18 protein-coding genes are annotated in these 22,944 nt (G+C 46.5%); 7 read left to right on the plus strand and 11 right to left on the minus strand.

Going from position 1 to position 22,944, the window contains the following annotated elements; translation table 11 throughout:
- Nucleotides 1-40: 40 nt before the first annotated feature.
- Nucleotides 41-1,432 (plus strand): oxygen-independent coproporphyrinogen III oxidase, encoded by a 1,392-nt coding sequence (hemN, locus tag ACZ5ZC_RS08490; protein WP_046874156.1) that lies wholly within the window; start codon nt 41-43, stop codon nt 1,430-1,432.
- A 69-nt stretch (nt 1,433-1,501) separates the two neighbouring features.
- On the opposite strand, the gene add is transcribed toward hemN, so the two are convergent.
- From add to glnA, 6 genes are all read right to left on the minus strand, one after another.
- A complete protein-coding gene (gene add / locus ACZ5ZC_RS08495; protein WP_464931828.1) occupies nt 1,502-2,506 on the minus strand; it encodes an adenosine deaminase in 1,005 nt (334 codons plus the stop codon).
- Nucleotides 2,507-2,653: 147 nt separating this feature from the next.
- Nucleotides 2,654-5,200, minus strand: a complete 2,547-nt coding sequence (gene gepA, locus ACZ5ZC_RS08500; protein ID WP_268853796.1) for a phosphodiesterase GepA — start codon at nt 5,198-5,200, stop codon at nt 2,654-2,656.
- A gap of 102 nt (nt 5,201-5,302) precedes the next feature.
- Complete coding sequence (glnG, locus tag ACZ5ZC_RS08505) at nt 5,303-6,706, minus strand: nitrogen regulation protein NR(I) (RefSeq protein WP_395204377.1); 1,404 nt, start codon at nt 6,704-6,706, stop codon at nt 5,303-5,305.
- Between the two features lie 57 nt (nt 6,707-6,763).
- Nucleotides 6,764-7,810, minus strand: a complete 1,047-nt coding sequence (gene glnL / locus ACZ5ZC_RS08510; protein ID WP_005395035.1) for a nitrogen regulation protein NR(II) — start codon at nt 7,808-7,810, stop codon at nt 6,764-6,766.
- Nucleotides 7,811-7,942: 132 nt separating this feature from the next.
- Nucleotides 7,943-8,524, minus strand: a complete 582-nt coding sequence (locus ACZ5ZC_RS08515) for a DUF4124 domain-containing protein (protein ID WP_182033376.1) — start codon at nt 8,522-8,524, stop codon at nt 7,943-7,945.
- Nucleotides 8,525-8,720: 196 nt separating this feature from the next.
- Nucleotides 8,721-10,130 (minus strand): glutamate--ammonia ligase, encoded by a 1,410-nt coding sequence (gene glnA, locus ACZ5ZC_RS08520; RefSeq protein ID WP_005395023.1) that lies wholly within the window; start codon nt 10,128-10,130, stop codon nt 8,721-8,723.
- A gap of 530 nt (nt 10,131-10,660) precedes the next feature.
- Here glnA and typA point away from each other — a divergent pair.
- Together typA and ACZ5ZC_RS08530 are read left to right on the plus strand one after the other, a co-directional pair.
- Entirely contained in the window at nt 10,661-12,490 is a 1,830-nt protein-coding gene (gene typA / locus ACZ5ZC_RS08525) for a translational GTPase TypA (protein ID WP_046874152.1), read from the plus strand.
- A gap of 80 nt (nt 12,491-12,570) precedes the next feature.
- Nucleotides 12,571-13,113, plus strand: a complete 543-nt coding sequence (locus tag ACZ5ZC_RS08530) for an AAA family ATPase (RefSeq protein WP_464931829.1) — start codon at nt 12,571-12,573, stop codon at nt 13,111-13,113.
- A 31-nt stretch (nt 13,114-13,144) separates the two neighbouring features.
- Here ACZ5ZC_RS08530 and ACZ5ZC_RS08535 read toward each other — a convergent pair whose 3' ends face one another.
- On the minus strand, nt 13,145-13,786 hold the full coding sequence (locus ACZ5ZC_RS08535; RefSeq protein ID WP_031780441.1) for a DUF2959 domain-containing protein: 642 nt from the start codon (nt 13,784-13,786) through the stop codon (nt 13,145-13,147).
- 34 nt (nt 13,787-13,820) lie between these two features.
- Here ACZ5ZC_RS08535 and ACZ5ZC_RS08540 point away from each other — a divergent pair, with 34 nt between their 5' ends.
- The 3 genes from ACZ5ZC_RS08540 (at nt 13,821) to ACZ5ZC_RS08550 (ending at nt 16,195) form a co-directional block, all read left to right on the plus strand.
- On the plus strand, nt 13,821-14,765 hold the full coding sequence (locus ACZ5ZC_RS08540; RefSeq protein WP_005379281.1) for a virulence factor BrkB family protein: 945 nt from the start codon (nt 13,821-13,823) through the stop codon (nt 14,763-14,765).
- On the plus strand, nt 14,737-15,171 hold the full coding sequence (gene dtd, locus ACZ5ZC_RS08545) for a D-aminoacyl-tRNA deacylase (RefSeq protein ID WP_005395005.1): 435 nt from the start codon (nt 14,737-14,739) through the stop codon (nt 15,169-15,171). The genes ACZ5ZC_RS08540 and dtd overlap by 29 nt, the downstream gene beginning before the upstream one ends.
- 106 nt (nt 15,172-15,277) lie before the next feature.
- A complete protein-coding gene (locus ACZ5ZC_RS08550) occupies nt 15,278-16,195 on the plus strand; it encodes a bifunctional GNAT family N-acetyltransferase/hotdog fold thioesterase (protein WP_005395003.1) in 918 nt (305 codons plus the stop codon).
- Between the two features lie 13 nt (nt 16,196-16,208).
- On the opposite strand, the gene ACZ5ZC_RS08555 is transcribed toward ACZ5ZC_RS08550, so the two are convergent.
- From ACZ5ZC_RS08555 to hslR, 4 genes are all read right to left on the minus strand, one after another.
- Nucleotides 16,209-18,302, minus strand: a complete 2,094-nt coding sequence (locus tag ACZ5ZC_RS08555) for an AsmA family protein (RefSeq protein WP_464931830.1) — start codon at nt 18,300-18,302, stop codon at nt 16,209-16,211.
- Nucleotides 18,303-18,494: 192 nt separating this feature from the next.
- Complete coding sequence (gene pckA, locus ACZ5ZC_RS08560; RefSeq protein WP_005395000.1) at nt 18,495-20,123, minus strand: phosphoenolpyruvate carboxykinase (ATP); 1,629 nt, start codon at nt 20,121-20,123, stop codon at nt 18,495-18,497.
- 337 nt (nt 20,124-20,460) lie between these two features.
- The gene (gene hslO, locus ACZ5ZC_RS08565; protein ID WP_046874147.1) at nt 20,461-21,336 is read right to left on the minus strand and encodes an Hsp33 family molecular chaperone HslO; all 876 of its coding nucleotides are present in this window, start codon (nt 21,334-21,336) and stop codon (nt 20,461-20,463) included.
- A 31-nt stretch (nt 21,337-21,367) separates the two neighbouring features.
- Nucleotides 21,368-21,754, minus strand: a complete 387-nt coding sequence (gene hslR / locus ACZ5ZC_RS08570; protein ID WP_031780440.1) for a ribosome-associated heat shock protein Hsp15 — start codon at nt 21,752-21,754, stop codon at nt 21,368-21,370.
- Between the two features lie 253 nt (nt 21,755-22,007).
- On the opposite strand from hslR, the gene gspC reads away from it, so the two are divergent.
- The gene (gspC, locus tag ACZ5ZC_RS08575; RefSeq protein WP_006741787.1) at nt 22,008-22,931 is read left to right on the plus strand and encodes a type II secretion system protein GspC; all 924 of its coding nucleotides are present in this window, start codon (nt 22,008-22,010) and stop codon (nt 22,929-22,931) included.
- The last annotated feature ends 13 nt before the right edge of the window (nt 22,932-22,944 follow it).

The following is a 22,944-nucleotide window of genomic DNA, read 5'->3' on the forward strand; positions in this document are numbered from 1 at the left end:
ACGGCTTTCGTTGCCCTAGCATTTAACGGAAAGTACCACCATGTCGAATCAACACACTGAATCGAAGCAGCAAATCGTCTGGGATCAAGCGGTATTGGATAAGTACAACTATTCCGGTCCTCGCTACACGTCGTACCCAACGGCGCTGGAGTTCCATGAAGCGTTCACCATTTCTGATTATGATATGGCATGCACTCAGTACCCAGACCGCCCATTATCGCTGTACGTGCACATTCCGTTCTGTCACAAGCTTTGTTACTACTGTGGTTGTAATAAAGTCATTACGCGCCACTCGCACAAAGCGGACGAATACCTCGATGTGCTTGAGCATGAGATTCGTCAACGTGCAGCCTTATTGGTGGGCAGAACGGTAACGCAATTACACTTTGGTGGTGGTACGCCAACGTTCCTTTCTGAAAAGCAAATTACACGCGTAATGAGCCTGTTGCGCCAAGAGTTTACCTTTAGCAGTGATGCTGAAATCAGTATCGAAGTTGACCCGCGTGAAATTCAGATCACCATGCTGGATCACCTGCGTAGTGAAGGCTTTAACCGCTTGAGCATCGGTGTTCAGGACTTCAACAAAGAAGTGCAAAAACTGGTGAACCGTGAGCAAGATGAAGAGTTCATCGTTGCGATGGTTGCGCGCGCAAAAGAGTTGGGTTTCCGTTCGACAAACCTAGATTTGATCTACGGCTTGCCAAAGCAAACCAAAGACTCTTTTGCCAAGACGTTAGAACAAGTACTGGAAATGCAGCCGGGCCGTCTATCCGTATTTAACTACGCGCACATGCCACAGCTATTTGCAGCGCAGCGTAAGATTAAAGACGAAGATCTGCCTAAAGCAGAAGAGAAGATGGCGATTCTGCAAGATACCATCGCGACACTGACTGGCGCGGGCTATCAATTTATCGGCATGGACCACTTTGCTTTGCCGGACGATGAGCTTGCCGTTGCCCAGCGCGAAGGTATTTTGCATCGCAACTTCCAAGGCTACACCACACAAGGTGAATGTGATTTGGTTGGCTTTGGGGTTTCTGCAATCTCGATGATTGGCGATGCGTACGCGCAAAACCAGAAAGAGCTGAAGAAATACTACGCTCAAGTCAATGAACTTCGTCATGCACTGTGGAAAGGGGTCTCGCTGGACTCTGATGATTTGCTACGTCGCGAAGTGATCAAGCAGCTGATTTGTAATTTTAAACTAGACAAGAAAGCGATTGAGTCTGAGTTTAAAGTGAAGTTTGATCAGTACTTTAAAGAAGATTTGCAGCTACTTCAGACCTTCATCAACGATGAGCTGGTGGAAGTGGATGACAATGAAATTCGTGTGACGCTGCGAGGTCGTTTGCTGATCCGTAATATTTGTATGAGCTTCGATAAGTACCTGCGAGCGAAGGCGCGTCAGCAACAATTCTCTCGTGTTATCTAATCATAGACGCCGATTCAAGATATAAAAAATGCCAGCAGATGCTGGCATTTTTTTATGTTTTCGCTGGATTTAAGCGCGATCTTTTACTTTTGCTTTCAGTTCCGCTTTTTCTGCTTCTGAAAGGAACGCAATCTCAAGGCCATTGATTTGTGCTTGGCGAATCTGGTCTTGGCTCAGACCAGCTGCTGGTGCCGCTACTTCGTATTCGTATGGCAGTTCGATGCCTTCTACCGCTGGATCGTCAGTGTTCAGACACGCAAGAACGCCATGCTCTAGGAACTGTTTGAGAGGGTGGTTTTCTAACGTTTCTACCGTGCTTGTTTGGTAGTTTGATGTTAGGCAAGACTCAATACCAATGCGGTTTTCTTCTAGGTAATCCATCAGTTTTGGATCGTGGATCGCTTTTACGCCGTGACCGATACGAGTTGCGCCCAGCTCATTGATTGCTTGCCACATGCTCTCTGCACCTGCTGCTTCACCAGCGTGAACCGTTACCCCAAGGCCAGCGTCGCGTACTTGTTTGAAGTGAGACACAAAGCGATCGCCCGGTTGGCCCAGTTCGTCACCCGCCAAGTCGACAGCAACGATGTGATCTTTTTGGCTCAGAATGCCGTCCAGTTCTTGTTGGCACGCGTCGGTGCCAAATGTGCGGCTCATGATGCCGATCAGGTTGGCTTTCACGCCAAAATCGCGCATACCCGCTTGCACACCGTCCACGACTGCTTCAACAACACCCGCTACTGGTAACTTGTGTTTCATTGCCATGTAGTATGGTGAGAAACGCAGTTCAGCGTAATCGATTTGAGCGTTTAGTGCGTCTTCCACGTTTTCGTACGCCACACGACGACATGCATCTAGGTCGCCCAGTACCGCAACACCCCAGTCGAGCTTAGAAAGGAAAGCAACAAGAGAGGGTTCCGCTTCGACAATTTGAACGTGAGGAGTTAGAGACTCAATATCGTACGCTGGCAGAGCAATACCAAATTTTTGGCCAAGCTCAAGAATCGTTTTAGTACGAATGTTACCGTCGAGGTGGCGGTGCAAATCAGTAAGAGGGAGGTTCTTCGTTATCATTATGTCGATCCGGATAGTTATGAACTGGAACAGGGCCCAAACATCATCTGTGACAATACATGGGTAAGATTTGCAGTTAAGTATAAATAACAGTTAGGTAGATTGTCAGTAGAGGATGACTAGGAAATCAACGATTCTCGCTCTTTTCTACTTCATGTTAACCAAATGTGTTGGCCACTCTTCTAGCGGCATTGGACGGCTGTAATAGAAGCCTTGCACTTGGTTGCAGCCTAAAGAGCGCAGTAATTGTGCTTGATTGCTATCCTCTACGCCTTCTGCGACGACATTGGTTTTAAGGCCCGCGGTGATATTGATGACCGCAGCAACGACCGAACTGTCTAAGTTTTCTTGCGTGAGTTGATTGATGAAGGTGCGATCAATCTTCAAACAAGTAAATGGCAGTGAGTGAAGATAACCCAGTGATGAGTAACCGGTACCGAAATCATCGATCGCGATACCAATCCCCATATCACGCAGTTTGGTCATGTTTTCCAGTGTGGTTGGTGCGCTATCAATAATGCGCGACTCGGTGATCTCCAGTGTTAGGTTACTGGCGGGTAATTTTGTGATATCCAATACGTTGGTCACTGTATCGACAAAATCAGGGCAGGACAGTTGATTAACGGAGATGTTCACATGCAGTTGGAAGTCTGACGGCCACTGATTACTTTGAATGGCTTGGTATGTATCGCGGCAAGCTTGTAACAGAATTTGTTGGCCAATGGCTTTGATCATGCCGCTTTCTTCTGCGATTGGAATAAAATCTAGTGGTGACACCATTCCTGAGTCACTGTGCCAGCGCGCCAGCGCTTCTGCGCCACACACATTACCACTAGCGAGATCCACAATAGGTTGATAATGAGGGACAAACTCTTGGTTTTCGATGCCAGTTTGAATCTTAGTCAGCATTTGGGTGCGGAACTTTGAAGCGCTTGCCAGTTCAGGGCTGTAATGACAGACACCGGTCAGTGAGTCTTGCTTGGCGTAGCTTAATGCGATGCTGGCGTTGCGAAGCCACAGCGGCATGGTTTCATTTGGTTGGGTTTGCACAATGCCAAGTGAAATCTTCATCACTACATTCTCGCCTTCCACCATAAATGGGGTGGAAAAGAGTTGCTGTAATCGACGCTCGGTTTGTTTAACTTTGGCTTCAGTATCGGCGTTTGAGAGAAATACTGCGAACTCATCACCACCAATCCGAGCCAGTAACGCGTTATCACTAAACTCTTGTTTTAGCCTTTCTGCGATGCTGACCAGCAGTTGATCACCGTTATGATGCCCCACACTGTCGTTGATATCTCTAAATTTGTTGATACCAAGTAAAAATAAACTGCCGTGGCACAGGTGAGATTGGTTCTCACAGATTTCGACCAAGCCCTGACGACTGTATAAGCGTGTCAGAGAGTCATAAACCAACTGTTCACGCAACGCTTTAAATGAGGCTCTGAGGTTACTCGTCATCTCATTAAAGGCATGCACAAGTACCGTTGTCTCATACACATAACCAGGTTTTGGCATACTGCTGTCCCAATCGCCATTCGCAAGGTGTTGGGCGGCGTCAGCCGTCGCGTTAATCGGCCTGGTGACTCGGTTGAAAATGATCCAACTGATGGCGATACCAAATAAGCTGACGATAAACCCGACTAGCCAACTCTTTTGTTGGCTTTTCGGCAATGTACCCAGCAACTCGGATTCAGATATAGAGGTGCCAATAAACCATGTTAAACCGTTTTGATCTCGGTATGGGGTTAGTCGGCTGAAAATACGTTGGCCGTCATGCTCAAATGAAAAGGTGTAAGGTTGCTTAGTATTGTTGAGATCAAACGACCGAACGCGGCTCGCACTGATTTTGATGATCGGATCTGCGTTTTCAGCCGCAAACAAACGCTGCCCTTTATCAGAAAACTTTGTACCCCATGAGATGACGCTTCCCGGGCCTGAGTGAGCGATTAAACGATGCTCTGGGTCCATGATGTAGACCGAAGCTTTGGTGTTGTATTTTAACTCACGTAGAAATTCGTTAAATGTGTTGATGCGAATGTCTGTCACCAAAACGCCAGCAAATTGGTCGTGTTTATACACCGGTGTCATGGCTGACAGCGTAATATCCTGGCGTTCATCGGCATTCGTATAAATCTCAGACCACATCGAGGTTTTAGTCTCTGCGACGGGCGTATACCATGGACGAGTGCGAGGGTCGTATGGAGAGATAACCGTTCGAATGCTATTACTCACATGGTTGGTGCCATAAATAATCAGATCACCATCGGTATATCGATCTTGAACCATTAAGGTGTAATCGTCGGAAAGCTCGCGGCGGAACCCGGCAAAGTCACCGCTTTCTGAACCAAATGCGATGACATCCAACTGCGGTATCGATTGGTAAAGGTTTTTGAATGCACTCAGCAGGTAGCTTTGAATATCTGAGGTGTCGTGAGGATGATAAAGGTTGTGATAGCTGACGTTATGCGCGAGAGCCATAACCGCAGTAAACGGCTTGCGCAGATAGCTATTAAGGTGGTCGTGGACACTTTCGGTTAACACGGAAAGTTGTTTGTCGCTGATATCTGTGACCACTTCTTCGTAGCTTTGTTTTTGGACGTAGACAATGACACCGATCGCCAGTAAGAAGATCATGACAAATGGAATGAGAACAGCGGTACGCAGTGTAATTTGAGTCGTAGCAGTAGACATTGCCTAATCACATAGATGGTGGTGCGCCACAATTGTACTGATATTTTTGTTAATATCGAGTGACAAACGACTCTCGTTGTTAACGCACCACGTAAGTGATTGTCAGTACAATTCTTTTAATTTTCTGGTAAGCGTGTTTCGCCCCCAGCCTAATACTTTAGCGGCATCTTGCTTGTGACCTTTAGTGTGCTCCAAAGCTGCCTCTAATAAAATGCGCTCAAATTCTGGTAAAGCATAAGAAAGCAGTTCTTTATCTCCTGCCGCGAGTGATTGACGTGCCCAATCCGCCAATTGTTCTTGCCAGCTGCCATGCCCAGAGTCCGAAATGGATTTTTTCTCTTCGAGCAGTTCGCTTGGTAAGTCGTTTGGCAATACCTCGCTACCACTGGCCATGACGGTTAACCAACGGCAAATATTCTCTAATTGACGCACGTTGCCCGGCCAATCAAGGCGGTTAAGAATTTCAACGGTCGACGGATGCAGAGTTTTGGTTTCGACCCCCAGCTCATCAGCCGCTCGGATAAGAAAATGCTGCGTAAGTTTTTCGATGTCCTGCTTACGTTCACGCAATGCCGGAATCTGCACTCGAATCACGTTCAAGCGATGGAATAAATCTTCACGGAAATCGCCTTCATGCACCAGCTTTTCTAAATTCTGGTGTGTTGCCGCGACAATCCTTACGTCGACGCTGATTGGGGAGTGACCGCCCACTCGATAAAACTGTCCATCGGCCAGAACACGCAGCAAACGGGTTTGAATATCTAACGGCATGTCACCGATTTCGTCTAAAAATAGGGTGCCGCCATTGGCTTGTTCGAATCGACCCTGACGAACATTGTTCGCCCCGGTAAATGCCCCTTTTTCATGACCAAACAACTCTGACTCAATCAGATCTTTGGGAATCGCCGCCATATTGAGTGCAATAAAAGGTTTGTTGGCGCGAGGACTATGGCGATGCAACGCATGAGCAACGAGCTCTTTACCCGTGCCCGATTCACCGTTAATCAATACTGAAATTGAGGAGCGAGAAAGACGACCAATGGCTCGAAATACTTCTTGCATGGCTGGCGCTTCACCGATGATTTCTGGCGTTTCCGCAGGAATGTCTTCTGGAGAGAGTTGCTCACGTTTATTTTCGTGACTGTGTGCAATCGCTCGTTCAACCAGAGTTAAGGTTTCATCGATATCAAAAGGTTTTGGTAAGTATTCAAAGGCGCCTTTTTGGTACGCATTCACTGCCGCATCCAAATCTGAGTGGGCGGTCATGATAATCACGGGAAGGTCTGGGTAATCGCGCTGTACTTGTTTTAGCAGCTCTAATCCATCAATGCCCGGCATGCGAATGTCCGATACCAGCACATCTGGTACTTCGCGTTCGAGCGCCATCAAAACGCTTTCCCCATCGGCATAGGTTTCGCATTTTATGTTGGCAGAGGAGAGCGTTTTCTCCATCACCCAGCGAATCGAACTGTCGTCATCAACGACCCAAACATATCCTTTACTCATGTAGTAATCCTTGCAGCAAACCGAAAAACTGATGCGACTTGAAGCCCATTAGCGCAATCAGATCGGCAAATAAATAGTAAATGTTGTGTGACCAGGCCAGCTTTCTACGTCTATTTTTCCATTGTGCTGGTCGATCAAATTTTGTGAAATAGACAGCCCTAAGCCAGTTCCTCCCTCGCGGCCACTGACCATGGGATAGAACAGCGTGTCTTGTAATTCCGGTGGAATGCCTGGGCCGTTGTCTGTGATTTCGACACGCGCAGCGAGTTTACAGCGTTTGCCGTGAATATTAGCTTGATGCACCGTTCTGGTGCGAATGGTGATTTTACCGTGTTCTTGATGGCTAAGAATTTGCGCTGCATTACTGACGATATTAAGCATCGCCTGTTCGATTTGGTCCGCATCCATCAAAATTTCTGGCAAGCTCGGGTCGTAATCGCGTTCAATCACGATTGAACGTTGCGATTCTAATTCAACCAACTGGCGAACCTTTTCCAGAATTTGATGCAAGTTTTCTTGTGTCTTCTTACCTGGCTTTTGTGGCCCGAGTAATCGATCAACGAGCGCTCTTAAACGGTCGGCTTGCTCAATAATGATGTGCGTATACTCGGTGAGAGAAGGCTCTGGCAGCATTTTTTCTAGCAATTGCGCTGCACCACGTAATCCACCTAGCGGGTTTTTGATCTCATGTGCAAGCCCTCGGACTAACAGTTTCGCCGCTTGTTGTTGGGCGTGCTGGTTCAGTTCTTGAGAGAGTCGGCGCTGCTGATCAATTTTGCGCATCTCAACCAGAAGCATCAACTGCTTTTGCCAAGTGATTGGGCTAACTGTCACCTCTAGCATTAAGGGGCGGCCATCAACAACGAAAGTGACGTCACTGTCGGTGATGCTTTGGCCACTTTGCAATGGTTGAGTGAGCAGCGCGAGATCCAGCGACGCATGTTGAATCAATTGAGAAAGCGATTGTTCAACAATACGTTTCGCGCTTTGAGAAAACAGCAACTCGGCAGCCGGATTGGCATAACGGATAGCCAATCCATCATCAAGAATCAGCGTTGCTGTCACCATGTTGTTGAGAATGGCACTAGGAAGACTGGTATCCACATTACGTCCTTGTTTTGCTTTAAGATTGTGCGTTGCACAATAATGGTGCAATTGAACGTTAAGTATGGCGAATAAATCTCAGAAGAAAAAGTGAAAAGCACCGCAGTGATGCTATTTTTTTCACCAGATATTCTATTTTGCCCCTTTTACGGTCGGCTTAACACTTGCTCTATGTAAATGCACCGTTATAGGGCTAGTAGATGCAATAAGCTTGCCGCTTCTTTTCGCGTGCACGGCCAGTGTGTGGGTGCCTCGGTCAATATTGTTTAACTGCCACGTCATATGGCTTTGTGGCGCACCATAAGGTTTTCCGTCGAGCAGCAGTTGCAACTGTTCACCGATACCAAGCTTGCGATTGGTTTCCAGTTGAATATTGATGATGCCTCGGTTGCTGCGGATGGTTTCGTTATGTTGAGGAGTCAGCATCGAGAGCTTTAATGGGAGAGGTTTATCGGTTTTCTTTTCTGGCTTGTCTTGTGGCTCTTTCGATGGCTTGGTCTGAGGGGCGAGTGATTCCGTGCTTTCTACCCTAGGAGCCGGTGCGCTGGCTTCAAGGTTTGGCAGCGCGATGGCTTTTGCACCTTGGTTTGGCGTATCACTAAAATGAACCACGCCATTTTTATCTACCCATGTATAAGCAACCTGCGCTGATGCGATGGAGACGATTAATAATCCGCTGAGAGCACATAGCGATGGAATAAGCTGAACTTTCATTGCTCACCTTCTTTTGATCGATGATTTCACGTTTCAATGGCTTAGCTCTTTGACCTACAAGGTAAAAAGTCCAAGCGTATTTTTATTATCCCCTCATGTTAAACGTCGAATCTTGACTGACGAATACAAAAAAGGCCCGCCTGCGAGGCGAGCCTAATATTTTGTTGCTGTGTTTACATTTTACACAGTGTCGACCTTATACAGAGTAGTAAAGTTCGAACTCAACTGGGTGAGTTGTCATGTTCACGCGCTCTACGTCCTGAGATTTCAGCTCGATGTAAGAGTCGATGAAGTCGTCAGAGAATACACCACCCGCTGTTAGGAATTCACGGTCAGCATCTAGCTCTGCTAGTGCGTCTTTCAGTGAGTATGCAACCGTTGGGATTTCTGCTGCTTCTTCTGCTGGTAGATCGTAAAGGTCTTTATCCATTGCTTCGCCTGGGTGGATCTTGTTCTTAATACCGTCAAGACCAGCCATTAGCATTGATGCAAAGCATAGGTATGGGTTAGCCGCTGGGTCACCAAAGCGAACTTCGATACGACGTGCTTTCGGGCTTGGTACCACTGGAATACGGATTGAAGCAGAGCGGTTACGTGCAGAGTAAGCAAGCATAACTGGCGCTTCGAAGCCTGGTACAAGACGTTTGTACGAGTTTGTTGATGGGTTAGCAAATGCGTTGATTGCACGAGCGTGTTTGATGATACCGCCAATGTAGTAAAGCGCCATTTCAGATAGACCGCCGTACTTGTCACCAGCAAATAGGTTTACACCATCTTTCGCTAGAGATTGGTGAACGTGCATACCGCTACCGTTGTCACCAACAAGTGGTTTAGGCATGAACGTCGCTGTTTTACCAAACGCGTGAGCAACGTTGTGTACAACGTACTTGTAGATTTGGATTTCGTCAGCTTTGGTTGTTAGCGTGTTGAAACGAGTTGCGATTTCGTTTTGACCCGCTGTTGCCACTTCGTGGTGGTGTGCTTCAACAACAAGACCCATCTCTTCCATTACTAGACACATAGCAGAACGGATATCTTGAGATGAATCCACTGGAGCTACAGGGAAGTAACCACCTTTAACGCCTGGACGGTGACCTTTGTTACCTTCTTCGTAATCAGAACCTGTGTTCCATGCTGCTTCTACGTCATCGATCTTGAAGAAAGAGCCTGACATGTCAGTCGCGAATTTCACGTCGTCAAATAGGAAGAATTCTGGCTCAGGACCGATAAGTACAGTATCTGCAACGCCAGTAGAGCGCATGAAGTCTTCAGCGCGTTTTGCGATAGAACGTGGGTCACGGTCGTAGCCTTGCATTGTTGCTGGCTCTAAGATGTCACAACGGATGTTTAGTGTTGCGTCTTCCGTGAATGGGTCAAGCACAGCAGAAGATGCGTCAGGCATCATTACCATGTCTGATTCGTTGATACCTTTCCAGCCAGCAACTGATGAACCATCGAACATTTTACCTTCTTCGAAGAAGTCTGCGTCGATTTGGTGAGCAGGGATCGAAATGTGCTGCTCTTTACCTTTTGTATCAGTGAAGCGTAGGTCAACAAACTTAACTTCGTTTTCTTGGATCAGCGATAGAACGTTTTCTACTGACATCTTGGATAACCTCCAGTGTTAATAAGCGGTAAAAGCTCGATTTATGAATTATTCATGAAACCTGGCATTGATTAATCAATTTGACTTTTCATTAATCGATGCTGTTTTAACTAAAGCCAAAACCGTGCCAAAAAAAATATTCCATTAATTTCAAGCAATTGTGTTTTTTGGCGCTAGCTTGGTGCAGATGATTGCACCAAAATGATCTTTACTCGCACCATTGTGGTGCGGAAAATTATTATTGCACCATAATGTGACAGGCGCATTGCTTATTCAGCCCAGTTTTTGAGCAAGAGTCAATTTGAATTATGCATCGATTGGAATAAAGTTGCGTTTAATCAATTCGTTCTGAGGAAGAAAATGGGCATTAAGCGTAAAAATCGCAGAAATGCTCGGGAGTAGATCACATATTTCTAGGCTTTTTGCTAAAATCTGGTACATTATGGCCGTTTTTTTAATCAGCAAATGTCGCCAGAGAGCACCCGTTCTCAGCGTGGGGGCATTTCATCTATCTAAGTGAATCAATATCCATGGCTACTCCACAGATTGATAAATTAAGAAATATCGCGATCATCGCGCACGTTGACCACGGTAAAACCACGTTGGTTGACAAGCTGCTACAACAATCAGGCACGCTTGAGTCTCGCGGTGAAGCTGAAGAGCGAGTCATGGACTCGAACGACATCGAGAAAGAGCGCGGTATTACCATTCTTGCTAAAAACACAGCAATCGACTGGAACGATTACCGTATCAACATCGTAGATACTCCGGGACACGCGGACTTCGGTGGCGAAGTTGAACGTATCATGTCGATGGTAGACTCTGTACTACTTATCGTTGACGCGGTTGATGGTCCAATGCCTCAAACGCGTTTCGTAACACAAAAAGCGTTTGCTCATGGTCTAAAACCAATCGTTGTTATCAACAAGATTGACCGCCCTGGTGCACGTCCTGATTGGGTTATGGACCAAGTGTTCGACCTATTCGACAACCTAGGTGCTTCTGACGAACAGTTAGACTTTAAAGTGGTTTACGCTTCTGCTCTTAACGGTTGGGCTTCTCTAGAAGAAGGCGAAACTGGCGAGAACATGGAACCGCTATTCGAAACTATCGTTGGCGAAGTAGCTGCACCAGAAGTTGACCTAGATGGTCCACTACAGATGCAAATCTCTCAGTTGGATTACAGCTCTTACGTTGGCGTTATCGGCGTTGGCCGTGTAACTCGTGGTAGCGTTAAGCCAAACCAGCAAGTAACGGTTGTTGGGGCCGACGGCAAAACTCGCAACGGTAAAGTGGGCACAGTAATGGGCTACCTAGGCCTAGAGCGTCACGAAGTTGAGCAAGCTAACGCGGGTGATATCATTGCAATCACTGGTCTTGGCGAGCTTAAAATCTCTGACACTATCTGTGCACAAAACGCAGTAGAAGCACTACCAGCACTGTCTGTTGATGAACCAACAGTAACCATGACGTTCCAAGTAAACACGTCTCCATTCGCTGGTAAAGAAGGTAAGTTCGTCACTTCACGTAACATCCTTGAGCGTCTAGAGAAGGAACTGGTACACAACGTTGCACTGCGCGTTGAACAAACAGACGATCCAGACAAATTCCGCGTATCAGGCCGTGGTGAGCTTCACCTGTCTATCCTGATCGAAAACATGCGTCGTGAAGGCTTCGAGCTTGCCGTATCTCGTCCAGAAGTAATCATCAAAGAAGAAGATGGTCAGCTAATGGAACCGTTTGAAACGGTAACCATCGACGTAATGGAAGAGCACCAAGGCGGTATCATGGAGAATATCGGCCTACGTAAAGGTGAGCTGAAAGATATGGCTCCAGACGGTAAAGGCCGTGTACGTATGGACTTCATCATGCCATCTCGTGGTCTGATCGGCTTCCAAACGGAATTCATGACACTGACTTCTGGTTCTGGTCTTCTATACCATACGTTTGACCACTACGGCCCACACAAAGGCGGTAACATCGGTCAGCGTATCAACGGTGTTCTGATTGCTAACGCTGCGGGTAAAGCGCTAACTAACGCACTGTTCAACCTTCAAGAACGTGGTCGTCTATTTATCGGTCACGGTGTGGAAGTTTACGAAGGCATGGTTATCGGTATTCACAGCCGCGACAACGACCTAACAGTAAACGCACTGAAAGGTAAGCAGCTAACCAACGTTCGTGCATCTGGTACAGATGACGCACAGGTTCTAACTCCGCCAATCATCATGACGCTAGAGCAAGCGCTTGAGTTCATCGATGACGACGAGCTAGTAGAAGTAACACCTGAAAGCATCCGTATCCGTAAGAAATTCCTAACGGAAAGCGATCGTAAACGTGCTTCTCGTGGCGCGAAATAATTTTCGTTAAACGATTCAATTAAGAAGAAGCCCTGAGTTATGCTCAGGGTTTTTTGTATCTAGAGAATGAACATATCAGCATGAAGCCAATTGTGATTACTGGTGGCCCAGGTGCGGGGAAAACCACCCTACTGAATGCATTAGAGCGGCAAGGGTATGCGACGTTTGCAGAGAGCTCTCGTACGCTGATTGAACAGCAAAACCAGTTAGACGACGGTATCTTGCCGTGGACGAACCTGCCTGAGTTTGCTCAATTGTGTCTCGACTTGATGAGCAAGCAAAAGAGGGATGCGCGTTGTCATGACATTGCGTTTGTTGATCGCGCGATCCCAGACATCATTGCTTACTTACAAGTGGGCAGTTGTAAGGTTGACCAAGCTTTCTTAACTGAAAGTGCTGGGTACCATAGTCAGGTGTTTACTTGTCGACCTGAAGCATCCATTTACGTGCAAGATGAAGTGCGTCCACACAGCTTTGAAGAAGCATTGGAGATTCATCAATCCTTAGTGGATATCTATGCTGAGTTGGGTTACGAAGTGGTAGAAGTGCCATGGGGCAGTGTGCTAGAACGAGTAGGCTTTGTTCGAAGAGTCATCGGTTTAGTCGGTGAGGTCACAGACTAAAACCTCCTCGCTAGGAGGAGGTTTGAATCATTTACTTTTGATTGAGCTTTTGTAGGAATTTATCAGACTCTGCAATCGCTTCGTTCATCTGTTTGATGGCAAACTGAATGTCTTTCTCTAGACTAGAAAATTCACCTTGTAGAGAGCCAATCGCACTCGCGTTAAGGTTGTGTTTCAAGTACAACGTGTTGTCGCGCAGTGTATTTAGTACCGGCGTCATCTTTTTCTCTGCACGCTTCATTGCGCTAAGCATGGTTTTGTACGAAGCTTTGGTTTCACGTAGCTTTTGTTCGCTTGAACGGCGCAATTTCGCGCTCGAGTACAGCTCTAGTTCGTCTTGCCATTCATCAAACAGTGCGCCGGAAACGTCTTCAATCGCAGCAATGCGGTCACGAACGTCTTGCGCCGCTTTTTCGCTGTCTTCGTACTTGTCATTGATTTTGTTGTAGACACTTTCTAGCTCACCACCATCAAAATTAGTGATCGCAGATAAGGCCTCGAGTGCACTGGTGAATTCTTCTTGTGCATCTTGTTGAGATTCTTTGGCATCTTCAACGCGGTCGACCATAATATCTCGTTTATGGTACCCAACTTGCTCCATCGCTGAGTAATAAGCAGATTGACACCCTGTTAAAGTGAAAATTGATAGTACAATTGCTAATAAATAAGGCATTCTTATGTCCTCGACGCTAATTATGGGATGAACTATGAACCAGTTATCAGAGAGTTACAAGGCAAGATTAATCAATCTACTGCCAAGTTGCGTCGCGTTTTTTAAGTATCTTCTTAAGCGATTAACGCATGATCGCGTCAATGTGAACGCGGGCTATCTTGCCTACATTACCTTGTTATCCATCGTGCCAATGCTGACGGTATTGTTATCAATATTGTCGAAATTTCCCGTTTTTGCGAACGTTGGTGAGGTGCTGCAAGGCTACATTATTGAGAATTTTGTGCCAGCTTCTGGAGAAGCTGTACATACGGCATTACAGGAATTTGTGGCGAATACGGGCAAAATGAGCGCGGTTGGCGGTGGGTTTTTATTCATTGCTGCAGTCATGCTGATTTCGAACATTGATAAGAACTTAAACTACATTTGGCGAGTTAAAGACAAGCGCCGTTTAGTCTTTTCATTCTCTATGTATTGGATGGTACTCACGTTAGGGCCGATCATGGTCGGTGCGAGTATCGCGGCGACATCGTACGTGACCTCACTGCAAATTTTAGAGAACGAGACATTATCTGGTGCGTTCAATCTGTTTTTACGTTGGTTACCGCTGTTGTTGTCTTTTTTCGCTTTCCTGGGCTTATATATTCTGGTGCCGAATAAAAAAGTGCACCTGGCTCATGGCGCGATGGGGGCAGCAGTCGCTGCGATACTGTTCGAATTAAGCAAAAAGGGCTTTGCACTCTACATCACGCAGTTCCCATCTTATCAGCTCATTTACGGCGCGTTAGCCGCGATTCCTATCTTGTTTGTTTGGGTGTATTTATGCTGGATGATCGTGTTATTGGGTGCGGAAGTCACAGCAGCGCTTGGTGAGCGAGAGCACTGGAGTGAAGATTTAGACATGATACACTCGACCGCTGAATCTCAGTTAACAGATGAAGGAAGCGAGAGTAGTGATAGCGCTAATTCAACGAGTCAGTGAAGCTGCCGTCCGTGTAGATGGTGAAGTCGTAGGGGAAATTGAACGTGGTCTGCTGGTCTTATTAGGAGTAGAGAAAGACGACGATGAGGCCAAAGCAAAACGCTTGATGGAGCGTGTTACGACCTACCGCGTGTTCGAAGATGATGAAGGTAAGATGAACCTGAACGTCAAACAGGTAGAAGGCAAAGTGCTGGTGGTTTCTCAATTTACGTTACCTGCGGATACAAAAAAAGGCACTCGTGCTGGCTTTTCTCGCGGTGCGCATCCTGCTGATGCTGAGCGCTTGTATGATTACTTTTCTGATTTGTGTGAACAAGTTTTACCCACACAGCGTGGCCGCTTCGCTGCCGATATGAAAGTGTCCTTAGTGAATGACGGTCCGGTGACGTTTTGGTTGCAGGTCTAGTCTGGTAACACCGGTGCCATAGTCTAAGCTTTAACTCCAAGCTCATGGAATTGGCTTGGAGTGATTTTCCCGACATTTATTAGTGTTGTGCTTTCAAAGGATTGATATGTTCAAACTCATTACTCCCAAAACCGATAATCAGATAAACAAGTATTATCAGTTTCGCTGGCAACTGCTTCGTGAGCCATGGCGTATGCCAATTGGCTCTGAACGCGATGAATACGATGAAATGAGCCATCACCGTATGATTGTTGATGGCCGAGGTCGTCCTATGGCGATCGGTCGTTTATACATTACGCCGGATAATGATGGCCAAATCCGCTATATGGCTGTTAAAAATAATCGCCGCAGTAAAGGGATGGGCTCGCTGGTTCTGGTCGCGCTAGAGTCGTTAGCACGCCAAGAAGGGGCGAAGCGCTTGGTGTGTAATGCCCGTGAAGATGCCATCGCATTTTACGAGAAAAATGGCTTTGAGCGTCGTGGTGAACTGACCGACGAGCGCGGTCCCGTGCGTCACCAGCAAATGGTGAAACCATTGGATCCGATGGCGAATGTGTTGCGTCGCCCAGAATGGTGCACTGAACTTCAGCAGCGCTGGGAGCAACAGATCCCAATTAGCGACAAAATGGGGATCAAAATTAACCAGTACACGGGTTATCAGTTTGAATGCTGCGCGCAACTTAATCCGAACCTTAATCCGCATAACACCATGTTTGCGGGGTCGGCTTTTACTTTAGCCACCTTGACGGGGTGGGGTATGACGTGGCTGCTGCTTAAAGAGCGCGGTCTGCATGGTGATATTGTGTTGGCCGACAGTTCGATTCGTTATCGTCAACCAGTCGAGCAAAACCCTGTGGCGAGCACTTCGTTGGATGGGATCAGTGGTGACCTAGATCGACTGGAGTCAGGGCGCAAAGCACGCATCGTCATTCACGTGGTGATTTATAGTGGCGACACGCCAGCCGTAGATTTTGTTGGTACCTATATGCTGATACCGAACTATTCGCAATTACTCAGCTGTTAATTGAGAGGGCGCCTTACTGATCTGTAGGGCGCTTATCTGTTTCGTTTTCTCGCTCTGTCGGTGGGAGGATTTGTTCCTCTGTGGTGGGATCAGTGACAGATGCTTCGTCTTCTTCGACAATTTCTTCGGAAAATTCTTCCTCTTGAATCTCCACATTGATGTTATCAATCGCAGTTGGCAGCTCCATGGCTGATTCACTTGTTTGTGGAGTGCTTTCAACATCAGCCGGTGCTTTTGGTGCTGGTGCTTTTAAACATTCATTATGATGGATTTCGCCACTGAGTAGATCGCCTTCAACGCTCCCGCACGACTCTTTCAATTGATAAACAATGCCATTTAGCGGGTTGTTGGCCATATCAAACTCGCCCCAAACCCTACCACTCATAGCTTTCCCAGAAATGGTGACTGGTTCTATGGCGACTTTCCCTCGTTGCGCGCTTAAACGCAGCGGACTTAAGGTAATGGCTTTGAGCGAATGATTCGCTTGGGATTTAAAACGGGTATCTCGTAGGTTGGCTTCCACTTCACCAGATAAGCTGTAGGCCAGCATGTTGCGATCACCTGATAATCCTTGTAAATCGAGGCTGAGATCGGAAAAACCATCAATGGCCAGTGTGTTGGGTAAATAATCGTGGAAGAGTGATAAGGGAATGCCATCGGCATTGAGGTTGAGTGCCCAAGGCTGGCTCGGAGTACTTAGGTTTATCTGTCCGATGCCTTCTACGTAGCCTTGCTCGAGTGGTGCAAAAAGGCGTGTCAGTTTCCAAAAGCCATTCTCACTTTGCATGGCAAGTGCAGCATGAGACGTGAGCACTTGGTTATAACTGGCGTTTACAACGCTAGCGTCCAGATCGCCATGCCAAAGGCCCCAACGTTGATTGACCTGTTTAAGATCAAGCTGCTGCCCTTCGATGTTTAAACCGGAGAACTGCCAATAAGGTTCGTGAGATAGCTGAATGATCTGGCTGCGCTCGATGTCGAGTCGTTGGATTGTGACATGATCTAACTTACTGATGGCTGCGTGCCACCAGTTTTGGTTATCTTCAGGTTGTATTGCCCACTTGAGGCCTTGAATGGAGGCTTCTTCGAGTTGCCATTGCGTTGGAGTGAACACCCCAGAGACCTGCACACGACCTTGCTGCCAATCTAAGCTGAGATCGTTGAGCTGGATTTTTCCAGGCTCTATAGCAGCACTTAAACGCGGCTCTATTGCGGTTTGCTGTTGGAATTGGACGCTATCCGCCTGCAATGAAACTTGAGCCGTTGTCTCCCAGAGAGATAGTGGCAGTGTGGCGTTTTCTACGGAGAGCTCTAAGTTTTGCCAGTGCCAATCGCCCCATTCAATATCGGCGTTCAGTAAGTCTAAGCTATTAATGTGATTAATCTTGAATGGTATTGCTTGCCAAGGCTTAGCAAGCAGTGATTGGAGCTGGATATAATTGAGTTGCAACTTATTGATGGTCACATTCACTAAAGACCAGCCTTGTGGATACTGCTCGCCTTGCCCTGAAATTTGACTGTTACGCCAGTTAAATGAAGTGCCATAGAGCGTACTGTCTTGCGGTTTGTAGTCCATGTCGACCAAGACCTGATTAAAGGCTTCGCCATTCCAATAGATCTGGTCGGCTGCAAGTTGAACCTCGCCATATGGTATTAACTGGCCATTCCATTGTGGTGATTGAATTTGAAGGTCAATGCCATTACCAGAAAACTGCTCGTCGGCGTAATCAATATTTTTGAGCGCGATTTGATGGAACAAAACGTTATCTAAAGGCGGGAGCTTTGGCGCGCCATACTGCAAATTAAGTCCATCAATCAATAAGCTATCAACGATCCATTTACCATCGCGATAAACATCGGGATTCATCCATAAATCGACTTGCTCGATGTAAGAGCCGTCGTCTACGTTTGTGTTCACACCCTGTAAAGTTAAGTGGTAGGGAAAATCGTAACGCACGCTTTCTGCTTGAAAGGGCAAGGAAATGCTGTTTGATAGCAGACGCCAAGTTGCATCGGCGTAAGATGTTGTTAACAGCGCAATCGTAGTGGCCGGAATGGCAACTAAGATAACCAGTAACAGAATTAGAACTCGACGCGCTGTTTTCATCCCTGCTAGAACCTACGTTTGCTATTAAATAAAACTAGATAGGCTTTAGCTTGTATCAATATTCTGCGGTATTCAATAAAAAGCCCCTCAAAAGAGGGGCTTGAAGCGGTTTTTTGTAACTTGGTCTACGTAAAAGTGATAAGTGGCTGCCCACTTATCACTGTGGTTTACGCGACGTCGTTGTTACTCGACTTAATCAATCTGAGGGCCAGCGGCAACCAGAGATTTACCTTCCGCATTGTCCGTGTATTTATCAAAGTTATTGATAAAGCGTTCAGCCAAGTCTTTCGCTTTGCTTTCCCACTGAAGTGGATCAACGTACGTGTCACGAGGGTCTAGAATGCTTGGATCCACACCTGGTAGTGAAGTTGGTACTTCAAGGTTGAAGATAGGAATGTGCTTAGTTGGTGCATCTTCAATCGAACCATCAAGGATCGCATCAATAATTCCGCGCGTATCTTGAATCGAGATACGTTTGCCAGTGCCGTTCCAACCTGTGTTCACTAGGTAAGCCTCAGCGCCTGCTGCTTCCATACGTTTAACCAGTACTTCTGCGTATTTAGTTGGGTGAAGCGTTAGGAACGCTGCGCCAAAACATGCAGAGAAGGTTGGCGTTGGCTCAGTAATACCACGCTCTGTTCCTGCCAGTTTTGCAGTAAAGCCAGATAGGAAGTGGTACTTAGTTTGCTCAGGTGTCAATTTAGACACTGGAGGTAGCACACCAAATGCGTCCGCTGATAGGAAGATCACTTTATTCGCGTGACCGCCTTTTGATACTGGCTTAACGATGTTGTCGATATGGTAGATAGGGTAAGAAACACGAGTGTTTTCTGTTTTCGAACCATCATCAAAGTCGATAGAACCATCGCTACGTACCGTTACGTTTTCTAGCAGTGCATCACGGCGAATTGCGTTGTAGATGTCTGGCTCCGCTTCTTTCGATAGCTTGATGGTTTTCGCGTAACAACCACCTTCGAAGTTGAAGACGCCGTCATCATCCCAACCGTGCTCATCATCACCAATTAGCGCACGTTTAGGATCAGTCGATAGTGTGGTTTTACCCGTACCAGAGAGACCAAAGAATACCGCTACGTCGCCGTCTTTGCCCATGTTAGCGCTACAGTGCATTGATGCGATGTCTTTTAATGGAAGGAAGTAGTTCATCATTGCGAACATGCCTTTCTTCATCTCACCGCCGTACCAAGTACCACCGATAAGTTGCATGCGCTCGGTTAGGTTAAATACGGTGAAGTTTTCTGAGTTCAGACCTTGCTCTTCCCATTTTGGGTTAGTGCATTTTGCGCCATTCATTACCACGAAGTCTGGTTCAAATGTTGCCAATTCTTCTTCCGTTGGGCGGATAAACATGTTTTTAACGAAGTGCGCTTGCCATGCGACTTCCGTGATAACACGAATGCTCAAACGCGTATCTGGGTTTGCACCACAGTAACCGTCAACAACAAACAAGCGTTTGTTAGAAAGCTGGTTTGTGACCAGTTCTTTCAGCTCGTCCCACACTTCTGGAGTGATTGGTTTGTTGTCATTTTTTACTTGATCAGACGTCCACCACATATGCTCTTCTGTCGTAGCGTCTTTGACGATGTATTTATCTTTTGGTGAGCGACCAGTAAAGATGCCAGTGTCAACGGCAACCGCACCTAGTTCAGTAACCACGCCACGCTCATAACCTGTTAGGTCTTCACGCGTTTCTTCCTCAAACAACATTTCGTAGCTAGGGTTGCGAATAACCTCTTTAACGTTATGCAGTCCGTGCTTGGTTAGATCAAGTGTTGCAGCCTTAGTATGTTCCATAACGGTCATAGGTGCTCCTTATAAGGATTTTTGTAGGGATTTTGTAAGAATGTTTTAATTTTAATCTGCTCACCATGCTAGCAACGGGGCGGGGAGAAAACAGGGAGATAGCTCAAAATTTATCCATGATTTCAATAAGGTTTTAGGTAACCCGTCACATATTGGTGGGAATAGTTTATCGTGCACGCAATCCTTTGCGCTAGGGCAAAATCATTATTAATTGTTTAAAATTAAGCAGTTGTTTTATTACGCTTGAAGCGAGGCATTACGAGGGGTTGATCACAAAAATGCCAGCATTAAGCTGGCATTTTGTAGGGTAAATTACGTGCTTGATAAGCTATGTAAATTAATGCAGGGTTTTCTTGTCCGCAGAAGCTTGTGCATACAGCTCGGTGACTTCCGCTTCGTCGAACGTATAGGTCGTGCCACAGTAATCACAATGTAAAGAAACGGATCCTACTTCAGCCAAAATGTCATAAATTTCAGCTTTCTCAACGGTGATGATAGCGGCACCACTACGATCACGAGAACAGCCACAATGGAATTCGACAGGTTGCGGTTCGTAAAGGCGCACTTTGTCTTGGTTATATAGGCGGTATAGTAGTTCGTTAGCTTCTAGACCAAATAGCTCTTCATCTTTTACCGTGTCAGTCAGTTGCTCTAGATGCTCGAAATCATCTGGTGAACCAGTGCCATCAGGGATTACTTGAATCAACATACCTGCTGCGTGGGCTTTACCTTCGTGCTCGCCCGTGCGGATCCATAGACGCGTTTTTAGCTGCTCTGAGTTTGCAAAGTAGCCTTCTAGTACGTCGGCTAGAGTATCACCTTCTAATCCAACGACACCTTGGTAACGCTCACCGTTTTTCGGTTCGATAGTGATAACGAGGTAACCTTTGCCCATGAGATCGTGGAGGCTTGCATCATCGGCAATATCGCCTTCCCAGCGAGCCACGCCACGAACGCGTTGCTTGTGGTCACCGTTGATAACGGCAAGAGATACAGGGCCGTCGCCTTGTAGCTGAATGGTGATTGAGCCTTCGAACTTAAGAGTGGCAGTTAAAAGAGTGGTTGAAACGAGTAGCTCACCCAGCAGTTTCTCTATTGCTGCCGGATATTCCTTGCTGGAGATAACACGTTGGTACGCTTCATCCAATTGTACCAACTCGCCACGTACTGAAAGATCTTCGAATAGGTAGCGGTTTAAAACATTATTTGCCATGGAGTGCTTTCCTCGTTGGTAATTCCGGCTTTTATTGGTGTTTGAACTTAATGATGTCTCTGCGCTGCTTTTTATCTGGGCGGCGTTCTGGACTTGGGTTGTGGGCATTAAGCTTACGTTGAGTCGCGTGTTCCTCACGTTTCGCTATACTTTCATTAGTTTCGCGATACAAGGTCTGTGCGATGGGAGCGCCTCGGCGTTGATCAGAAATTTTTTCGATGATCACCGTTTTTTCTTCGTTGCCTTGACGAAGTCTTACTTCGGCCCCCACTTCAACGATTTTACTCGGTTTGCTTCGTTGGCCATTATAGTGGACTTTACCACCATCGACCATGTTACGAGCGATAGAGCGGGTTTTATAAAATCTTGCGGCCCATAGCCATTTATCTAGCCTAACGGCTTCATTTAGGGAACTCATAGAACACTACGCTATCTAATCACTGCCCGAATATGGCAATGAGTGATGGATTATTCACCTACAGATGGAGTCAAGGCGTATTTTTTTCAAGGGAGTTGGCAAAAACTGCATAAGAAAAAGGTATGAAAGACAACTTGTGATATAGTTCACTGCTCTTTGTTGAGTAATAATTTTATTGCAAATTTAGCAATTTAAAGTCGATAGCTATTGTTATAGCTTAAATGACGAACGTTAGAATAAAGGAATCCATTCAGTGAAACGTTTAGAGCTAAGTGCAGGATTATCAAGCAGACCGCTACTGGCTCAGATCAAGTCCAATAATTATACAATTCAAGCCAAACTTAGCTTGTTGCTCACCTGTCTGTTTATTGCGATAACCGGATGGATACTTGGCAAAATTGTATGGTTAGCCATACCTCAATCGTCGGAAGTGCCGCAATGGCGTCCATCGACGAGCAGCGTTGTTGCGAGCAATAAAGGCGACGCGATAGATTTTAATGCCCTTCAGAATGCCAACCTATTCGGTAAATTCACTGAACAAAAGCCTGCAGTTGTAGAACAACCTGTTGTTAAAGACGCTCCTAAGACGCGCCTTAACCTTACACTGGTTGGCGCGGTTGCAAGCAGTGATGCGAATACCAGCCTTGCTGTCATTGCCAACCGTGGCAAGCAAGCAACGTATGGTTTAGGTGAAGAAATTGAAGGTACGCGTGCGACACTAAAAGCCGTATTAGTGGATCGCGTCATCATTGACAACCAAGGTCGAGACGAGACCTTAATGATGCAGGGTATAGAATATAAGAAGCTATCTGAGTCGCCGCAGATAGCCAGAGCCCAATCTCAACGAGCAGAAGCAGCGTCTGACGTTGGAGAAAAATTAGAGCAAATCCGAGAGGAAATTGCGAAAGATCCACAAAGCGTTTTCAAATACATCACCATTTCACCCGTCAAAAGAGACGGGGGCATTGTTGGTTATCGAGTGTCACCTGGTCGTGATGCCGCGCTGTTTAATGATGTGGGTCTAGAACCTGGTGATATTGCGGTGCAACTTAACGGGATCGATTTAAGCGACCCGTCTTCTTCAGTACAACTGATGCAAGTGATGAGCGATCCGCAAGAATTAAATTTAACTGTTGAGCGCGACGGCCAACAGTACGATATCTATATCCAATTGTAAGACTTAGGCAACC

The organism is Vibrio sp. JCM 18905 (assembly GCF_055393305.1).

Coding starts and splice junctions, on each gene's coding strand:
- hemN (WP_046874156.1), top strand. CDS start 41: ATGTCGAATCAACACACTGAATCGAAGCAGCAAATCGTCTGGGATCAA.
- add (WP_464931828.1), bottom strand. CDS start 2,506: ATGATAACGAAGAACCTCCCTCTTACTGATTTGCACCGCCACCTCGAC.
- gepA (WP_268853796.1), bottom strand. CDS start 5,200: ATGTCTACTGCTACGACTCAAATTACACTGCGTACCGCTGTTCTCATT.
- glnG (WP_395204377.1), bottom strand. CDS start 6,706: ATGAGTAAAGGATATGTTTGGGTCGTTGATGACGACAGTTCGATTCGC.
- ACZ5ZC_RS08515 (WP_182033376.1), bottom strand. CDS start 8,524: ATGAAAGTTCAGCTTATTCCATCGCTATGTGCTCTCAGCGGATTATTA.
- glnA (WP_005395023.1), bottom strand. CDS start 10,130: ATGTCAGTAGAAAACGTTCTATCGCTGATCCAAGAAAACGAAGTTAAG.
- typA (WP_046874152.1), top strand. CDS start 10,661: ATGGCTACTCCACAGATTGATAAATTAAGAAATATCGCGATCATCGCG.
- ACZ5ZC_RS08530 (WP_464931829.1), top strand. CDS start 12,571: ATGAAGCCAATTGTGATTACTGGTGGCCCAGGTGCGGGGAAAACCACC.
- ACZ5ZC_RS08535 (WP_031780441.1), bottom strand. CDS start 13,786: ATGCCTTATTTATTAGCAATTGTACTATCAATTTTCACTTTAACAGGG.
- ACZ5ZC_RS08540 (WP_005379281.1), top strand. CDS start 13,821: ATGAACCAGTTATCAGAGAGTTACAAGGCAAGATTAATCAATCTACTG.
- ACZ5ZC_RS08550 (WP_005395003.1), top strand. CDS start 15,278: ATGTTCAAACTCATTACTCCCAAAACCGATAATCAGATAAACAAGTAT.
- ACZ5ZC_RS08555 (WP_464931830.1), bottom strand. CDS start 18,302: ATGAAAACAGCGCGTCGAGTTCTAATTCTGTTACTGGTTATCTTAGTT.
- pckA (WP_005395000.1), bottom strand. CDS start 20,123: ATGACCGTTATGGAACATACTAAGGCTGCAACACTTGATCTAACCAAG.
- hslO (WP_046874147.1), bottom strand. CDS start 21,336: ATGGCAAATAATGTTTTAAACCGCTACCTATTCGAAGATCTTTCAGTA.
- hslR (WP_031780440.1), bottom strand. CDS start 21,754: ATGAGTTCCCTAAATGAAGCCGTTAGGCTAGATAAATGGCTATGGGCC.